This window comes from Mycobacterium sp. AZCC_0083 (assembly GCF_014202335.1).
Taxonomy (GTDB): Bacteria; Actinomycetota; Actinomycetes; order Mycobacteriales; family Mycobacteriaceae; genus Mycobacterium.
This window is the reverse complement of sequence record NZ_JACHGP010000003.1, coordinates 356,818-373,915: the sequence shown is the minus strand read 5'-3', so window position 1 is coordinate 373,915 and position 17,098 is coordinate 356,818. Positions and strand designations below refer to the sequence as shown.

Genomic DNA, 17,098 nt, shown 5'->3' with positions numbered 1-17,098 from the left:
ATAGCGTCAACGCCTACCAGAGCAGTCAGCGCTCCGGTACGGGGACGAACCAAGGAGACCTCGACATGGCTAGATGTCGTCAGCGAGGTAGTGGTTCGGCGGTCGCCGTTGGGGAATCGCAGAGTGATTCCCTTCCAATCAATGCAAGTGCTAATTGCCGCGCTCAGTGAGCAGGTGCAGCACTCAATTCCCTGGGGGGACATGATGATCGAGTGGTATCTAGCGAAGAACGAGCAGCTGCAAACGGCCGAGCAGAATGCAAAACTCGGGCACGGCTGGCGGTTGCGGTCCATTTCCATGCATGGCGCGGCCGCTGACCCGAGCTTCGCCGCCGTATGGGTTCAGGCATCGGGTCCAGTGCAAACCGTCGTCATTTGTGACATCGCGAAGCTCGATCACGTGATCGCGGACGCTGCCAAGAAGGGCACCCACCCGACCCTCGTGACGGGGGTCGGCGAGTCGCGGTCGGTGTGCCGCGTCCTGGTCGTGTTCGAGCCTGGCATCAAGGCCTCGGTCGTCGGACCATGGACGAAGCTCTGGTTCGACCCGGGGAATCTGCTCGCCGACAACGGCGAGGCGGGCATCAAGATGCGGGCAGGCAACTCGTGCGCCGGCCTGATCGCCGTGCGTGACGGCGCCGATACGTTCGTCCGGGCTCTGTGGATGCCGAGCGATCCGCAGCGGGCTCCGCTGCAGTGGTTCGAGGTTGACCGTCAGGATCGCCTCAACGAGGCGGTGCAAGTGATGCGGCCACATCGTGCACGGCTGCTGAACACGTTTCTGGTCAGTGACCCGCCACAGCGGATCATGCTCTGGGACGACCCGGCGTTCGACCAGGTTCACACGTTCGGAATGGTCGCGCACGACACCGCACAGCGGGTCGAGGCGGAGGAGAAGAAGGGCAATGTGCCGCTGAGGATCAGCGCAGGCGAGATGGGCGGCGTGAGTGTGTACGACGTCGTCTTCGCCAAGCCGGACGCCAAATTGCCGGACTGGACGTTTCGCAAGTCCGCCAACCCGTTTGGCGCGGGTGTAGCGAACCCGTTCAGCGCGATCGACGATTACATCAAGGACTTCATGGTGCAGCGCGGGATCCGCGTGATGCAGTTCGCCGCCGCCGACAAGGGCCGCCTCGGGTATGGCCGCGCATACACGTGGGCCGAGGACGACTTCCCGACCGCCAAGGCGACCGACCTCTGCGAGATCGGCTCCACCACGAAGGCGATCACCGCTACGGCGATCATGTTGCTCGTCCAGAATCTGCACCCGGCCTTCCAACCGGACGGCGTGAACACGAAGGTGTACGACATCCTGAAGGGGTCGTCGACGCCGTGGAGGAACTTCACCGGCGACGAGCCCTCAGACCCGCGCTTCCGCAAGCTGACGCTGGACCACCTGCTCAGCATGGTGACGGGCTTCGGCGGATTCGGTGCCAACCAGAGTGATCCGGAGATCGATGCGCTGATCAAGGCCACCATTCCTGGTGCGACGGTGCATCATCCGATCACGAAGGCGCAGTCGATGTCCTACATGGCACAGCGCGATGCCGACGCGTTCGACGGCACGGTCAAGCCCGGGGAGATCTGCGCGTATGCAAACATGGCGTTCGTCGTCCTTGGCCGCGTGCTCGAGGCCGTCGCCGGTGTCCCGTATCTAACGTTCGTGCGCGACAGCATCTTCGGCTCGCTGGGCGTGCCCGCGCAGCGCATTCAGATCGGCAGCGTCAAACCTGGCGAGAACGGCGAGCTGCTCTATCACACTGCGCGCCCGACACCCATCGATGCCTGGGCCCACGTCAATCCCGCGCCAGGGGCCCCGAGGCCCTTGGTGTATCCGCCCTACGAGGGCGATGGGCACACCTTCGACGCCCACGGGGCGCTGGCCATGTCCATCATCGACATCACCCGGTTCTGCTCGTCGTTCAAGCGTGGCGCGCAGGGGCCCGAGCTGTTGACCAAAGACGGGCTGAAGGACATGTGGAGCTTCAAACCCGCTTGGCAGCACTTGCCTGGCACGAACGGGACGAACCTCCGCGGGTGGAACACCGCCGAGGTCGACGGCCACACCTACTACGCGCACAACGGTGGGACGGGCGGTGCCGAATCGATCTCTGGGGTCATGGAGGACGGGATGGCGTTCGGCGTGCTGTTGGCGACGAACACGGAAGGCGACGGTTTCGGTGGGGCACAGCTGGATTGGGTGTCGCACGAGCTGCACGCGATCCGCGACGCGGGGAATTGGCCGGGCACCGACCTCTTCGAGCATTTCGGCGTGACCGATCTGTAGTGCTCGACCGTCGGCGCACCGCACTCGCGTGAGGCATGGGGAAACCCCGATTCTGTGCCGGCCTTGTCTCAATAACGACGATGCGTGGGAGGCGCGGCGGCGTTAGTGGCACGGCCGGCACAGGCGCCCAGGGTGGTTCCGGCGCTGGCGGCGCGAGCGGTAGCGGTTCGACGGGCACGCCGGGTGGTCCGGTGGTAGTGGTGCAGGCGACATGAGTTTGGCCGAAGCCCGCCACTATGCAGACGCGACGAAGAAGAGCCGCCACTCGCCGGGCACGCCCTTGAGCTCGTAAGCGCCGCGCTCCTCGAATTCGAGTCCTGACCCGATCACCAGGTCGCGCAGCGTGCTGGACACCAGCACCTCGTTCGGCCCGGCCAGTGCGCTCACGCGAGCGCCGATGTGCACGGCGATGCCGCCGATGTCGTCGCCGCGGACCTCGCACTCGCCGGTGTGCAACCCGGCACGCACCTCGATGCCGAGCGATTGAACCGCGTCGCGAATTGCCATGGCGCAGCGGATCGCTCGCTGCGGGCCGTCGAACATTGCGAGGAAGCCGTCGCCCGAGGTGTTCACCTCACGGCCCCGAAACCGCGCGAGCTGCGACCGGATGACGGCGTCGTGCGCATCAAGCAACGCGTGCCAGTCACGGTCGCCGATCTCCGCGGCCCGGTGCGTCGAGTCCACAATGTCGGTGAACAACACCGTGGCGAGAACGCGGTCGTCGGCCACGTCTGCCCGCTCGCCGGTGAGGAACTCAGCGACGTGCTGGAATGATTCGCGCCAGGGTTCGACGATGTGATAGAGGTTGCGCCCGGACAGTTCAACGTATTTCGCGCCCGGGATGTGATCGGCGACGTACTTGCCGGAAGCGGGTGGGACGAATGAGTCGTTCATGTACTGGACGACGAGGGTAGGCACCCGGACGGTCGGAAGCAGCGCCCGTATGTCCAATTCGGAAACCACCGGCATCATGAGAGCAACGGTCCGTGGGCTCGCCGACAGGCGTTCAAATCGTGCCCATGTTGCCCGGATTTCCTCGTTCCACGGCATATCGGGATTGAGCACATGTTCGAACTCCCCCGTTCCCCACACGGCGATCATGGCATCGAAGAACTTCTCCGGAGTGAGCCCGTCGGTGCTCTCAGCCATCGGGCTCGTCGGATCCGCATAGACCTCAAGCCCGACCAGCGCCGTGGTGCGAGACGGATGGCTGGCCGCGAACAGCGCCGCGGGCGCGAACGCAGCGTTCGACGCGACTAGAACCGCTTCGCGACTCCCGAGATCGTCTAACACCGCGGTGATGCTGTCGGCCCATTGCTCCAACGTCGGCAACGCACCCGCCGAGACCGGATCGGACGCGCCAGTGCCCGGCTGATCGAAAAAGATCAACCGGCCCAGCGATGTCATCGCCTCAACCCACCCCTGAATCGCCGGTAGCGTCGGCAGAATTTCGCAACAGTTGAACCACATCGGGACGAACACGATGTCGCGAGCGCCACGGGGTGAGGCGCAGTAGGCGACGCGCAAGTCCCCGTTCATCGCATAGCGCGTCTCCGAGAACACCGCAGAAGTCTAAGTCCCGGTGGAGCGCGTCGACAGACGTTTACGCTGTTCAAGAGCGTTCCCTCAAATGTTCTTCAACAATTCGGTGTCATCATTTTGGCCAAGACGTTCTGGGGTTGGCGCGTTGAACAGCTGCGCGACGGCTCGGTCATCTGGACTCACGGGCCGGGGAGCGTTAGGTCACGACGTCACCCGTCGTGGGAGTGCATTGATCTTCCCCGGCCTGTGCGCCCCGACCGCACCGGTCACCGCCGAGGTGCGGCCTGTCGGCGGAACGCCGGGCCAACACCACTACCGCACCACACCCAAACCAACGCCCCACATTCCCGACGAATACCTGTCCTACCTCGACACCTTCCCCGCGGACCGCGAATCGATCCCACCACCCTTCTAACGGCCGATCAGGAATATGTCTGCGGGGTAATAACTTTCGCTATCTCCCGGAACCACGCTACTCGTGCGCTCTCGCGTTCGGCAGCGGTGCCGGAGGGCGCGTAGATCTCGCGTGATGCAGTTACACGCCAGCCATTGAGCGGCCCATGAGAATTCGTTCGATCCGATCCAAGAGCTCACTCGGGTCGTCGTTGGTGGCATCTTTCCAGGCCACGAGGGCGTTGAGGAGGTTGTCCGGTACAACGGTCAGCTGCAGGCCCAGCAGCACGGTCTTGGTCGCGTCGTCACTTGAATCCGCTGTCTGGTAGGCGATCTCGACCTGTAGCGATGCGACGCCGTTTGCCGAATTTGCGATCACCTTGGGCGTGATCGACTGGACACGCTCACGCGGGATCTCGGTCAACGCATCCCCAGGCGCGGCCGTTCGCACGGTCAACGCTGACGGGGAGAAGCACAGAATGCACCGGCGCCACATACGTACGGCGGAGTACGTCATGAGCGGTGTTACCGCAATTAGGAAGATCCCACCGAATCGAAGCCACACCGGGTTTCCGGGCGCGTATCCCGCCGCGGCCATGGCGGCCCCGGTCAGCGGGAGCGCCACGTTCAAGTAGTAAGCGTTTCCCTCGTACCAGGGAATGTAGCGGCAGACGACCAGGTCGGTCGTTCGTGTGACTCCCGGCCGAAAAATCCGGCGTCTGCCGAGGATGATGAGAAACGCTCCGCAGAGCACGACCACAGACCAATACCATTGCAGCCCCGTCTGCGCTGCTACCACCGCCAACAGGCAGAGGGCGCCCCCGAAGGTGTACCGCAGTGCCCGACGCCAACCGCCTTTAGGACTGCTATCTGCCATCGGCGACCGTCTTGCGTCCGTCTACCGGGACTCCCCGGCGGTGACTCGCGGACACCGGCCCTGTCGACGCGCCCGTTCGGACGGTCAGCCAGACATCTGCCCGGTCCACCGGTGAACCGTGGAGCGCGGTTACTGTCAGTTGCGCGATGAGCGTCTCCTGTTCAGTCGTGATGATCCGGGATCGTGACACGCTGTCGATGGTGCCGAGGTCGTGAGTGATCTGCATTGCGAGTGTCCCCACGCCGCCAGCGCCCTCGGTGGCCGCAGCGAGTTCACGGTGCAGTTCATGACTGCCCGGCACCGACTGCACCTGCTGGTCAACGAGCATCGCGAATACCTCATCGGCGTCCAACACGGCCTCGACGCTATGCATCGTCAGCACTGCGTTGGCGCAGAACTCGCGGATGCCTGGGTCGCCGCGCCAGATCCACACTCGCATACCCGTGGTCGAATCGAAGGAATCCCAATCCGCCGGTATGCCGACCTCCACCAAAAATCCGGCAAACTCATCGACCGCGGACACAGCGACACCATGCCCCACCACGAACTCATCGAATCGCATTGTCCACGGCCTACCTGAAACCTAATAGCGAATCAGCGCTATCCGCTGCGCTACTCAGCGCATCCGTGACCGGATCCCAGATCATCTCGATCCCTTTAGACGCACCCAAGGCGGCGCCGGCTCCCACGACGGCGCCGACCGCCAATCCCACCGCGGTCCCTGCGCCCGGAATGACAGAACCTGCCACTGCACCTGCTGCCGCGTCTCCTGCGAATGCGCCTAGACCCAGTCCGAAAGCGGTTCCGACGGACTCGCGGGTGACAGCCTCCGGCACCGAGTTGCCGTCATGGACGTCGGACATGACCGCGGGCACCGCGCTGACCGCAGAAACGACCCCGCCGATGCGAGAGAATCCCGTCAGATCGACGCCGCCGATCTTCGGATCCTCGAGCCACTTCAACAAGGCAGGGTCAGCCTTACCAGGACCCGTACCGGGGGACTCGTTGATCAAATTGATTGTCGCCTGGCGCACACCGTCCGCAGTACCGCCCGCCACCGCACCAGCGGCACCGATTGCCACATCCCCCTTCGTCACCGTTGGTCCGGAACCCTCGCCGGGTTGGCCGGTCTCGGCCGGTGCGCCGCCCGGAACTTGAGGGGCCTCGCCTGTCACCGACGCCATCGCTGACTCGGCGGCCGCCATGGCGTTCACATAGCCGTCACGACTGGCCTGCACCTCACCAAGGGTGATTCGCACCGTTGCGACCGCCGCGTCGTGCATAGCCTGCGTGTCCTGCTTGGCGGCTTTGGCGGCGCCGATCGCGTCGTCGGCCCCGTGCAAAAAGTTGTCCAGTGCGGCGATGTCGGCGTCGCAGGTGCGTTGTGCCGTCGCCAGTGCAGCGGCCACTGTCTCCAAATCCAATGCGATCTTGGCGAGTTGGGACTTCTGCAGGTGCAGTGTCGTGGTCGCGCGCGTGACCTCGGCCGACTCGGTGATCGGATGCTCAACACCGTTGTGTCGCCAACCCTGCTCAAAGCGCTGTTTGGCCGACTGGAAGTCATTCTCGACTTCGGTGGCAGAACCCGCCGCAGCGTGAAACGCGTCAGCCTGGGCGTTGATTGCGCCGGCGTCCCCGGCCTGCAGTTCGTCGTTGATCTTCCACGGGTCCGCGCCGGCGGCCGCAATCAAGTCGCTGACGGAGAGATTGATCAAACCCAAGGGCGGGGGCATTAGAGCGCGTCGAAACCCGATTCGGCGGCCCGCAGGGAATCGGCGGCCGAAGCATCTTGTGCGGTGAATCTGTCTGCCCCGTAATGGCTCTTGTCGCTGATGTCGGTCAGAGCACGGTGATGAGCACGCAGCTGCTCAATGTGATCCTGGTGTGCCGTTGTGATCGCCTCGTGAAATGCATGGGCTTCGGCAAAATCGCCGAACATTCCCACCATTGGCTCCTTCGCGGCGAGCTTGCCCGCCGCGGCCTGTGCTGCCGAGGCTGCATCGGCGCACCGGTCCGCACCGGCATGCAGATGCCTCGAATCGACTTCCATACCCGCCCTGGTCATGGCCCGCTCCTCCCCGCAGCAACCTCGGAGAAAAGTCTACCCAACCCGAACCTGTGAATTTGCAGGGAAATTGCTGCCAAACAGGTCGGCGACAGCTCAGTTGACACCGTCCTGGTCGCGGTGGTCAACGCCCCGACGAACACATCTATTACGCCGTAGACCTGATGTCAATCAGGAACATGCCCGGGGGTAACAGCTTTCGCTATCTCCGAGACTCCAGCACTCGCGCGCTCTCGCGTTCGGCGGCCTCGTTGCGCACGCCGACGCGCGAGCCGGCCAGCTTCGCCCGGACGTGCTCGTCCACGGTGACCGGGGTGTACAGCGCCGGGTGTTGGCCGTCGACGCACGAGTCGAGCGGGCCGATGACTGCGTCGGCGTTGGCGTCGTGGAAGAGCGCCGCAGACCGGCGGCGCCGAATGGTGCCGTCGACGACGGGCGGCTTGACGCGGTGCAGCGTCGACATCCAGCGCTCGTTGGTCAGCCGTGCGGTGAGGTCCCCGAGGTTGATCAGCAACGCGCCGTCCTCGGGGCTGACGTCGTGCCAAATCCCGTCGCTGCCAAGGACTTGCAGACCGTCCACTTGGTCGGCCCACAAGACGGTGACGACGCCGTAGTCGGTGTGCTCGCCCATTCCGGTCAAGTCGCCGTCGAGCCGGACGTCGGTGCCCGCGGGCAGCGCGTAGTTGTTCATCCGCAGCACGTTGATCGAGTGGTCGGTGAGAGCGCTGAGGAAACCGCTCGGCAGGTTCAACGCGTCGGCGAAGATCTGCGTCATCGTGACCGCGACGCGTTCCGCTTCGGTGAAGTACGCGCTCACCTTGCCCTCGAAACCGTCGACGTCGGGCCAGGTGTTCGTCGCATAGTGCTGCGCGACGTCAGCGGGCACGTCGGGGTAGTCGTCGAGCGACCTGCCGACGTTGTAGGCCTCGAAGAAGTCGTTCATCCGGCTGGCCGATTCGACGCCGAGGCTCAGGCTCAGCGACTCCGAGTTCGGCGGCGTGTAGCCGCGGTTCTCCGACGCGGGGCGGCGCCACGGCTTCTTGTCGTCCATCGGCATCGTGAAGAAGCCGTCCATCGCCTCGGCCAGGCCCGAGCTGACGGCCGGATCGATGCCGTGCCCGTGGATCTGGATGAAACCCACTTCGCGGCAGGCGATGTCGATGGCCGCGGCGACCGCGGCCTTCTCGTCGGAGGTGCCGTCGGTGACATACGGACTGATGTCGACGGCTGGTACTCGAAACTCGCTCATGGAAATTCCTCTCGGGCGACACGGAACACTGTCCCGGAGGTGTCCGTTTCCCTGCCTGAGCGGCCTGACGTCTCGTGTTGAACTCGGGTAGTCCGATGCTAACAGGCCTGCTCAGGGTGCGCCTGTCGCCACTTGTTGGGATCGGTAGCCGCGCTAATGGTATTTGCTTCGCCATATGAAAACCATTCACCGTCGCAAGCGGATCGTTGCCGGGGCGCTGTTGTCCAGCGGCCTCGCGCTGGCCGGACTCGGACTGGCCGCCGAAGCCAATGCCACCGGGCCGGTCGGCCCCTTCACATGGTGCCCAGGACAGCCCTTGCCGAAACCCGATGTCAATTGGGGTATGGGCGGCTGCCACACGTACTACTACGTCAACATGGGGCAGGGAAATGTCGGAGACGGGAGCAACGGCGGCATCAACAACGTCTGGGAAGGGACCAATCCACCAGAGGGTCCCGGCCCCACGGGCCCGCTCGCGCACAAATGGTGTCCAGGACAACCGATGCCGCAAGACGGCACCAACCCGGACGGAACGCCCCACCAGGTCGACTGGGACATGAACGTCTGCCACACCTACTACAACGTCGGCTACCACCAGGGCAACGTCGGCGACTACGTCTGGGATGCGGCCGGCGGACCGCCGCCTCCGCCGCCTCAGTGCCCGCCCATTGCGTTCATGTGCCCGTAGGGCTTTCGGGCTTGGACGAATCAGCGACTGGTTCGGCGGGCTCCTCCTGCACCTTGACGGTGCGCCAGCCCAGCAGCCGCATGCCGTGGTAGACGACGAGCGCCGCGATCGAGCCGAGTGCGATGCCGGTGAAGATCAAAGATCCTGCGTGCCAGGTGAAGTCGGCGATGCCGATGATCAACGGGATGGCGGCGGTCATCTGGTTGATGGGCTGGCTGAAGTCGACGTGGTTGGTCAGCCAGATGCGCACGCCGAGGACGCCGACCAGGCCGTACAACACGACCGTGGCACCGCCGAGGACGCCAGCAGGGATCGCGGAGATCGTCGCCCCGACCTTGGGGCACAGCGACAACCCGATGGCCACCGCAGCAGCGACCCAGTACGCCGCGGTGGAATACACCCGTGTGGCGGCCATGACACCGATGTTCTCCGCATAGGTGGTGGTGGCCGAGCCGCCGCCGACGCCGGCCAACACCGTCGCCACTCCGTCGGCGGCCAGCGCACGGCCGATGACCGGATCGGTGTCGGTGCCCGTCATCTGGCCGACCGACTTGACGTGCCCGATGTTCTCGGCGATCAGCGCGATGACGGCAGGCAGGAACAACGGCAGCACCGACCAGGTGAACGTCGGCGTCTGGAACTCAGGAAGGCCGAGCCAGGGCGCCGCCGCGATCGACGCGGTGTCGACGTCACCGAGAGCGAGCGCCAACAGGTACCCGAGCACGACGGCAACGAAGATCGCGAGCCGCCCGATGATGCCGCGGAAGAATGCCAGGGCCGCGACGAGCAGCACCAAGGTGACGATGCCGACCAGCGGGCCCTTCTCGAAGTTGTTCTTCGCGGCAGGCGCCAGGTTGAAACCGATCAGCGCGACGATGGCTCCGGTCACGACGGGCGGCAGGGTCAGGTCCAGCCAGTGGGTGCCGACGAGGTGCACGACGGCCCCGATGATGATCAGCAGCACGCCGACCGCCACCAAACCGCCCAGCGCGCTGCCCGTTCCGTTCGACGCCACCGCCGCCGTCACAGGGGCGATCACCGAGAAGCTCGATCCGAGGTAGCTCGGCAGCCGGTTGCCGGTGATGATCAGGAACAGCACCGTGCCGACACCGGAGAAGAGCAGCGTCGTGGTGGGCGGGAAGCCGGTCAGCACCGGTACCAGGAATGTGGCGCCGAACATGGCCACCACGTGCTGGGCGCCGATGCCGATGGTGCGTGGCCAGCTCAGCCGCTCATCTGGTGCGACGACTGCGGCGTCGGACGGGACGGGCTTCCAGGTCAGGGGGATCACAGGTTGGACTACACACCATGTGCGGCTAACGCGCCAGCCGTGGGATGACCTCGTCGCCGAGGCGCTTCACGAAGCCGACCGGATCGGGGTTGCCCGGCATCGGTCCGACGTTGATGAGATCGAAACCCAGGTCGGCGAGCTGGTCGACTTGTCGCATGTAGCCGTCGACATCGACGAACGGATCGGTGAACAAACCCGCGGTCAGCCGGATGTCGGCGAAGTCGCGGCCCACCGTGTCGCAATGCCGACGCAACACGTCGAGCTTGTGCGGCAGCTCGTCGATCGACGCGGTGGTGTTCCAGACGTCGGCGTATTGCGCGACCATTCGCAGGGTCTTCTTCTCGCCATCGCCGCCGATGAGGATGGGCGGGCGCCGGATGGGTTGCGGTTGGCAGATGGTCTCGGCCAGCTGGTAGTGCTTGCCTTCGTACGGCCCGTCGTCGTCACTCCACATCTGCAGGCATATCTGCAGCGTCTCCTCCAACATTTCGAAGCGGTCCTTGAGCGGCGGGTACGGCATGCCGAGCGCCACGTGCTCGCGTTCGTACCAGGCGGCACCGATGCCGAACATCGACCGGCCCTGCGCCAGCACGTCGAGTGTGGTCATGGTCTTGGCCAGCACACCGGGATACCGGTACGTCACACCGGTGACCAGCATTGTGAGATCGATGCTGCGGGTCTGGCCTGCCAGGAAGCCCATGGACGTGTAGCCCTCGAGGAATGGGTCCTCCGCGCGACCCATGTTCTCCATCTGGAAGAAGTGGTCGGCGAGGGTGAACATGGTGGCCCCGGCCTCCTCGGCCGCCGTCGCGGTGGCGGCCAGTGTTGGGCCGAGCCGTTCGGGTGCGCCCGGCAGGAAGTCGATGTAGTGAATGCCTAGTTCCATTGTCGTCTAATGCCTTTCGCTAATCAGTGATGCGTTCGAGCAGCGTCAGTGCCTCGTTGATGAGACGACGCTCGGGTTCGGTGTAGCGGTCCTGCATGGCACGGACCAGCCATTCGTCGCGCACCCTGCGGTCGTTCTCGGCGTGTCTGTGGCCGATGGGGGTGAGCGTGATGAGCTGACGGCGGCCGTCCTCGGGATCGGGCGTGCGGCCGATCAGCCCGTGCCGGTCCAGGCCGGCCAGTGTGGTCGCCATGGACTGCGGACGCACCCGTTCCGCGCCGGCCAGTTGGCTGGTCGACGCAGGCCCGTCCTTCACCAGACGGATCAGCACCGCCGTCTGGGACGGGGTCAGGTCCTCGGCCGTCGCGACTTCGAGTAGCCGCCTGCGCAGCCTGCTGAACATCACCCGGAGATCGCGCGCCGCCGCTACCGCGGACTCACTGACCTGTGCCATATGGACAGTTTAAACTGCACAGTTGAAACTGTCTAACTGCCCGGCCGCCGGCGAACTACGTATGCCGCGGCACCGACCGCCACGACCGCAACCCCCGTCAGCACCGACGACACCGGCAGCGAGAACGCCAGCACGACGCAGCCCACCAGGCCTGCGACCGGAATCACCTTGCCGCGCAGGGTCATTGCCGAGGCGTTGGCGATGGCGTAGTACAGCAGCACCGCGAACGACGAGAAGCCGATGGCGCCGCGCACGTCGATGACCGCGGCGAGCACGGCCACCACCACACCGACCGCGATCTCGGCCAGGTACGGACTGTTGAACCGGGGGTGCACCGCCGCCAGTCGCTGGGGGAGGTGCCGGTCGCGCGCCATCGCCAGCGTGGTGCGGGACACGCCGAGGATCAGCGCCAGCAGCGAACCGAGCGCGGCCACGGCGGCGCCCACCCGGACCACCGGTGCGAACTCGGGATGCCCGGCCGAGGACACCGCCTCGGCCAGGGGTGCCGTCGCCGAGGCCAGTGTCGCGCTACCCAGTTCGGCCAGCACGGTGACCGCGACTGCTCCGTACACCAGAAGGGCCAGGCCGAGCGCGAGGCGGATGGCGCGGGGAATGGTGCGGGCGGGCTCGCGTACCTCCTCGCCGAGGGTGGCGATCCGTGCGTAACCGGCGAACGCAAAGAACAGCAGCCCCGCGGCCTGCAGCACACCACCCGGGCTGACGTCGTCGCCGAATGCCAGGCGCGAGCGGTCCAGGTCGCCGCCGCCGAGAACGACGACCACGACCGCGGCAAGCACGGCAAGCACGACCACGACGATGACGCGGGTGAGCAGCGCCGACTTCTGCACGCCGACAACGTTTATCGCCGTCAGCGCCACCACTGCGGCGACCGCGACGGCGTGTGCGTACTCGGGCCAGGCGTAGATCCCGACCGTCAGCGCCATCGCCGCGCACGATGCGGTCTTGCCGACCACGAAGCTCCAGCCGGCGGTGTAGCCCCAGAACGGTCCGAGCCGTTCCCGTCCGTACACGTAGGTGCCGCCGGACTGGGGGTAGAGCGAAGCGAGCCGTGCCGATGAGGTGGCGTTGCAGTAGGCGACGATTGCCGCCACGGCCAGCCCGGCGAGCAGTCCGGTTCCGGCCGCCGCAGCCGCGGGGCCAAGGACGACGAAGATACCGGCGCCCACCATCGAGCCGAGGCCGATCGTGACGGCGTCGACGGTGCCGAGCCTTCGTTCGAGCGAGGGCTGATCCGGCACCACGTAATCGTATTGGCCTACGTGGGGTACGCGGAGATGAGGCGGGTTGACTCGGGCTTGTCGAAGACGTCGTTGAGAGTGACGGTGCGCAGGCCGCGGCTCGCGATGATGTCGAGCAACTGGTGGTAGATGCTGGTGACGGCCGGATGGTTGAGGTGGCCGATGACGACGTTCTGGGCGACGTAGTACTTGTCGGCGTTGGCGATAATGTCCTGCGGCGCGAGGATCGCGTCGTCTCCGATGTTGCCGTTCCACATGGTGGTGACGGTGTAGCCGAGGTCCCCTGCCACCTTCGTGACCAGGTCGTTGTATGCGCCGTAGGGCGGGCGATAGTACGGCGTCGCGTCGGCTCCGAAGGTGTCCTTGATGAAATGGTCGGTATGCCGGAGCTCGTCGGCGATCTGGGGACCGGTCATCTTGGTGAGGTCGTGATGGAGCCAGGTGTGGTTGCCCAGCTGAATCTGGCCGGACTCCACCATCGGCAGCAGGAGGTCCCGATTTTCGGTCCAGGACTGGAACACGCCGGTCACGAACATGGTGAGCCGGATTCCGCTGTCCTTGGCCAGTTGGCCGTAGGCGCGCACCACGTCGGTGTCGACGCCGTCGTCCAAGGTGAGGGAGAGCAGATCGCCGGGTCCCGGGATGGAGCTCACTACGCCGCCGCCCGGCAACAGCATGCGAGCCGCAGGCGGCGGGGGTGGCGATAGGGCTGGCCACTCCGGCGGCGGAGGCGGTGCGGGTGGAGCTGGGATTGCCGCCTCTGCCTGGGTCGACGTCTGCGTGCTGACCTTTGCCAGGGCGATGGCGGCTGCCGACGCGGCGACACCGATGAGGACGTTGCGGCGTGACAGGGTCGGGATCGTCGTCCCAATTCCGGAACGAGAACTTGCGGGACGACCCGTAATCCCATTAGTCACTCTGGTCACACGCGGCACGTAGTGCAGGGTAACTGCACAATGCCCCGCAACCGGGGAGGCGTGACTGTGGAGTTGCTGGACCGCCGCCGAGGGCCTAGCGGTTGCGAAGGGCGTTCCCGGCCAAATAGGCGCCGTAGCCGATCAGGCCGACGATCGCTAGCGGCCGGGTCTTGCGCGCGCTGAAGCCGAGTCCAAGGGCGGTTTCGATGCCGCCGTTGGTGAAGACGTGCCTGCGGGTGTCCCGCGGGAAGGCCGACTTGGTGACGGGCTCGAACAACTGCGGGCTGGTGAAATGCGACACGCCGGTCCCGGCGATGGCCAACCCGGCGAACGCCGCGGCGCGGGAGTTCTTCTTGTAAGCCGCCTTTTTGTCAGACATCAAGGCTCCTCTCTGGTCAGGCAATCTGATAGTCGCTCAGGGGGAACTCGGAGGCTTCCCTGATCGCGGTTTCCGTCGACGTCGGCCGCAGCAGCGTGGGCTCGCCGGCGGGGTTGAAGTAATAGGACCGCGCGCTCGCGCAATTGCCCAGCGTGAACAGCGAGTCGCCGAGCAGTTCGGTCATTCGGTCCAGGTAGCGGGTGTTGGCGTCCTCGGTCACCTCGAACGTCGTTGCGTCGCGCCGCTTCACCTCGGTGAACAGCCGGTCCATCAGCCGCATCTGGTATTCCATGGTGTTGAAGAAGTTCAAACCGAGGAACGCGTACGGGCTGGCCAGGCTCAGGTAGTTCGGGAAGTACGGCATCGAGACACCTTGGTAGGCCTGGAAACGCGTGTCGCGCCACCACTTTCCGAGATTGCGGCCATTGCGCCCGACGACCTCGATGGCGGGGAAGTTGGCTTCCCACAGGTCGAAGCCGGTGGCCAGGATCAGGGTGTCGATGACGGTCTTGGTGCCGTCGGAGGCGACGATCCCGTCCGCCTCGATGCGCTCGATACCGCTGTCCTGCAGGTGCACGTGCGGCTTGGTGAACGCGCGGTAGTAGCCGTTGGAGAACGTCGGCCGCTTGCAGCCGAAGTCGTAGTCCGGAGTCAGCCTGCGACGCAGCTCCTTGTCGCGGATCGAGAGGAAGCGGTGCGTCTTGGACAGGTCCGACGCGGCGACGTTGAGCCGGTGGAAGTGCCGGTGGTGGATCACCGCGGTGTTGATCATGACTTCGTAGATCGAATCCGTCAGCCAGCGGATGGCGCGCTGTGTCAACGGGATCCGGGCGAACAGCCGCTTGGCGCGCTCGCCGAAGCGCAGGTCGATCTTGGGCACCACCCAGATCGGGGTGCGCTGGTAGACGGTCAGGTCGGCGACCTTCTTGACGAGCTGCGGGATGAGCTGCACGGCGGTGGCACCGGTGCCGATGACGGCCACCCGGCGTCCATCGAGCGGGTAGTCGTCCTCCCAGTCGGTGGTGTGGATGACCTTGCCCTCGAAGGTCTCGATGCCCGAGATCTCGGGCACCTTCGGCTGGGACAGGAAGCCCGTCGCCGTGATCAGGTAGCGCGCGGTGAGCGTCTCACCACCTGCCACGGCGACCCGCCAGACGTCGGCCTCCTCGTCCCAACGGGCGCCCTCGACGACGGTGCTGAACCGCATGTGCCTGCGCACGTCGTACTTGTCGGCGACGTCGTCGGCGTACTGCTTGATCTCCGGGCCCGGCGTGAACAGCCGCGACCAGTTCGGGTTCGGCTCGAAGAAATAGGAGTACGTGGTGGTGGGCACGTCGACGGCGAGGCCCGGATAGTGGTTGACGTACCAGGTACCGCCGAGGTCGTCTTCGCGTTCGAGGATTACGAAGTCGTCGAAGCCCAGCCGCTTGAGCTGAATGGCTGCGCCGATTCCTGCAAATCCGGCCCCCACGATGACCGCATCGAATCGCTCCGAAGTCATAGGTAGACGGTACCAGGGGTACTGGCTATCCCTTGATCGACCCGGCCCGCTTGGGTTCGAGGGTCGCGATGCAGGTCACCGCGCGATCGCCCTGGTTCCAGGTCTCCTGCGTCGGGTAGAGCACGAACACGCCCACCGAGTCGTCGGCCATCGCCTCCGGGGAGAACGACTGCAGCTCGTCGGGGCACTTGTTCTGCCACTCGTCGATGGCGGACGCACCCGGATAGCCGCCGTCGGGCATGGTCAGCACCGCGTAGACCTCGCCGCCGTGTGGCTGGGCGCAATCGACGGTGGGAAGCGTCAAGACCCTGGTGCTGGTCGGCACCTCGGTGATGCAGTCGCCGAGCTTCAGATCGGTGGCGATGACGTTGTCCTTGGCGTACGACGCAAGCACGAACACCCCGACGGCGACAGCCCCGAGCAGGACGACGCCGATGACGATCAGGGTGATGATCAACCCCTTGTGTGACTTCTTCGGGGGTGTCGCGTAGGGCTGCGCGTACGGGTCGCCGTAGGACGCCTGCTGGTACGGCATCGGCGGGGGTGGCGGCGGCCCTGACTGTTGGTAGGGCTGCTGGTACGGCTGTTGGTAGGGCTGCTGGTACGGCTGCTGATACGGCTGTTGGTAGGGCTGCTGGTACGGCTGCCCCTGGGGCTGGTTTGGATCTCCGGGCGGCCAGGTCACCACCGGAAGATAGCAGGATCCAGTGCCGCGTCGACGGCTAGCGCGGGAACGTCCAGCTTCTTCGAGCCCAGATCGTGGCGGGCGCCCGTGACCTCCACGATCGCGGTGGGGGCGGGGATCAGCGCGGCCGCGGGGCGCAACTCCTCGAGGGTGCCGAACGGGTCGGCGGTGCCGTGGGTGAACACCGTCGGCACCGAGATGCGTGGCAGGTGCTCGGTGCGGGCGCGCTCGGGCTTGCCCGGCGGGTGCAACGGGTAGGAGAACAGCGTCAGAACGTCGACGACGACGCCGTCATCGGCGACCGCCATCGAGGTCTGCCGTCCGCCGTAGGAGTGCCCGCCTGCGAGCACCGGGCCGTCGGTCAGTGTCCTGGCGAGTTCCACCGCCTCGGCGATGCCTGCGCGATCGCTCGCCGCCGACCCCGACGGTGGCCCCTTCGGCCTGCGCCGCCGGTACGGCAGGTCGTAGCGCACCGCGAGGAACCCGCGTCGGGCCCACTCGTCGCACAGCCGGATCAGCATCGGAGATTCCCGGTTGCCGCCCGCGCCGTGGGTCAGGATGACGGCTCCCTTGGGGTCGCCCTCCGGCTGATGGGCGATGCCCGCGATGGCGTCGAGATCCATCAG

The 17,098-nt window shown here is 65.7% G+C and carries 18 protein-coding genes; 3 read left to right on the top strand and 15 right to left on the bottom strand.

Translation table 11 applies throughout. From position 1 onward, the window contains the following. Window positions 1-201 precede the first annotated feature (201 nt). Window positions 202-2,286: a serine hydrolase gene (locus tag HNP02_RS09010; RefSeq protein WP_184437275.1), complete on the top strand. Its 2,085-nt coding sequence runs from the start codon at window positions 202-204 to the stop codon at window positions 2,284-2,286. A gap of 234 nt (window positions 2,287-2,520) precedes the next feature. Here the strand turns inward: HNP02_RS09010 and HNP02_RS09005 are convergent, their stop codons facing one another. Next, window positions 2,521-3,849 (bottom strand): adenylate/guanylate cyclase domain-containing protein, encoded by a 1,329-nt coding sequence (locus HNP02_RS09005; RefSeq protein ID WP_184437274.1) that lies wholly within the window; start codon window positions 3,847-3,849, stop codon window positions 2,521-2,523. 208 nt (window positions 3,850-4,057) lie between these two features. On the opposite strand from HNP02_RS09005, the gene HNP02_RS09000 reads away from it, so the two are divergent. Next, entirely contained in the window at window positions 4,058-4,243 is a 186-nt protein-coding gene (locus HNP02_RS09000; RefSeq protein WP_184437273.1) for a hypothetical protein, read from the top strand. A 120-nt stretch (window positions 4,244-4,363) separates the two neighbouring features. Here HNP02_RS09000 and HNP02_RS08995 read toward each other — a convergent pair whose 3' ends face one another. The 5 genes from HNP02_RS08995 to HNP02_RS08975 all read right to left on the bottom strand — a co-directional run bounded on the left by HNP02_RS08995 (window position 4,364) and on the right by HNP02_RS08975 (window position 8,412). After that, window positions 4,364-5,098: a hypothetical protein gene (locus HNP02_RS08995; protein WP_184437272.1), complete on the bottom strand. Its 735-nt coding sequence runs from the start codon at window positions 5,096-5,098 to the stop codon at window positions 4,364-4,366. After that, on the bottom strand, window positions 5,088-5,660 hold the full coding sequence (locus HNP02_RS08990; protein WP_221317335.1) for a hypothetical protein: 573 nt from the start codon (window positions 5,658-5,660) through the stop codon (window positions 5,088-5,090). Before HNP02_RS08990 ends, HNP02_RS08995 begins: the two co-directional genes overlap by 11 nt. A 10-nt stretch (window positions 5,661-5,670) precedes the next feature. Continuing rightward, window positions 5,671-6,831 (bottom strand): hypothetical protein, encoded by a 1,161-nt coding sequence (locus tag HNP02_RS08985; RefSeq protein WP_255506336.1) that lies wholly within the window; start codon window positions 6,829-6,831, stop codon window positions 5,671-5,673. After that, the gene (locus HNP02_RS08980) at window positions 6,831-7,163 is read right to left on the bottom strand and encodes a DUF2563 family protein (RefSeq protein ID WP_184437271.1); all 333 of its coding nucleotides are present in this window, start codon (window positions 7,161-7,163) and stop codon (window positions 6,831-6,833) included. Before HNP02_RS08980 ends, HNP02_RS08985 begins: the two co-directional genes overlap by 1 nt. A gap of 202 nt (window positions 7,164-7,365) precedes the next feature. Beyond that, window positions 7,366-8,412, bottom strand: a complete 1,047-nt coding sequence (locus tag HNP02_RS08975; RefSeq protein ID WP_184437270.1) for an isopenicillin N synthase family oxygenase — start codon at window positions 8,410-8,412, stop codon at window positions 7,366-7,368. 175 nt (window positions 8,413-8,587) lie between these two features. On the opposite strand from HNP02_RS08975, the gene HNP02_RS08970 reads away from it, so the two are divergent. Beyond that, window positions 8,588-9,100 (top strand): hypothetical protein, encoded by a 513-nt coding sequence (locus tag HNP02_RS08970; RefSeq protein ID WP_184437269.1) that lies wholly within the window; start codon window positions 8,588-8,590, stop codon window positions 9,098-9,100. Here HNP02_RS08970 and HNP02_RS08965 read toward each other — a convergent pair. The 9 genes from HNP02_RS08965 to HNP02_RS08925 all read right to left on the bottom strand — a co-directional run bounded on the left by HNP02_RS08965 (window position 9,087) and on the right by HNP02_RS08925 (window position 17,095). Beyond that, a complete protein-coding gene (locus tag HNP02_RS08965; RefSeq protein ID WP_184437267.1) occupies window positions 9,087-10,391 on the bottom strand; it encodes a uracil-xanthine permease family protein in 1,305 nt (434 codons plus the stop codon). The two genes, HNP02_RS08970 and HNP02_RS08965, sit on opposite strands and share 14 nt — an antisense overlap. Window positions 10,392-10,416: 25 nt before the next feature. Continuing rightward, window positions 10,417-11,277 (bottom strand): LLM class F420-dependent oxidoreductase, encoded by an 861-nt coding sequence (locus HNP02_RS08960; protein ID WP_184437265.1) that lies wholly within the window; start codon window positions 11,275-11,277, stop codon window positions 10,417-10,419. Between the two features lie 19 nt (window positions 11,278-11,296). Further along, window positions 11,297-11,731 (bottom strand): MarR family winged helix-turn-helix transcriptional regulator, encoded by a 435-nt coding sequence (locus HNP02_RS08955; protein WP_184437263.1) that lies wholly within the window; start codon window positions 11,729-11,731, stop codon window positions 11,297-11,299. 32 nt (window positions 11,732-11,763) lie between these two features. Beyond that, window positions 11,764-12,990, bottom strand: a complete 1,227-nt coding sequence (locus tag HNP02_RS08950) for an APC family permease (RefSeq protein WP_309241478.1) — start codon at window positions 12,988-12,990, stop codon at window positions 11,764-11,766. A gap of 17 nt (window positions 12,991-13,007) precedes the next feature. Continuing rightward, window positions 13,008-13,841, bottom strand: a complete 834-nt coding sequence (locus HNP02_RS08945) for a polysaccharide deacetylase family protein (protein WP_184437787.1) — start codon at window positions 13,839-13,841, stop codon at window positions 13,008-13,010. A gap of 160 nt (window positions 13,842-14,001) precedes the next feature. Next, a complete protein-coding gene (locus tag HNP02_RS08940) occupies window positions 14,002-14,286 on the bottom strand; it encodes a hypothetical protein (protein ID WP_184437262.1) in 285 nt (94 codons plus the stop codon). 16 nt (window positions 14,287-14,302) lie between these two features. Further along, window positions 14,303-15,787, bottom strand: a complete 1,485-nt coding sequence (locus tag HNP02_RS08935) for an NAD(P)/FAD-dependent oxidoreductase (protein ID WP_184437260.1) — start codon at window positions 15,785-15,787, stop codon at window positions 14,303-14,305. A 25-nt stretch (window positions 15,788-15,812) separates the two neighbouring features. Further along, the gene (locus HNP02_RS08930) at window positions 15,813-16,472 is read right to left on the bottom strand and encodes a septum formation family protein (RefSeq protein ID WP_184437258.1); all 660 of its coding nucleotides are present in this window, start codon (window positions 16,470-16,472) and stop codon (window positions 15,813-15,815) included. After that, window positions 16,469-17,095, bottom strand: coding sequence for an alpha/beta family hydrolase (locus tag HNP02_RS08925; RefSeq protein ID WP_184437256.1), 627 nt, complete (start codon window positions 17,093-17,095; stop codon window positions 16,469-16,471). Before HNP02_RS08925 ends, HNP02_RS08930 begins: the two co-directional genes overlap by 4 nt. Between the last annotated feature and the right edge of the window lie 3 nt (window positions 17,096-17,098).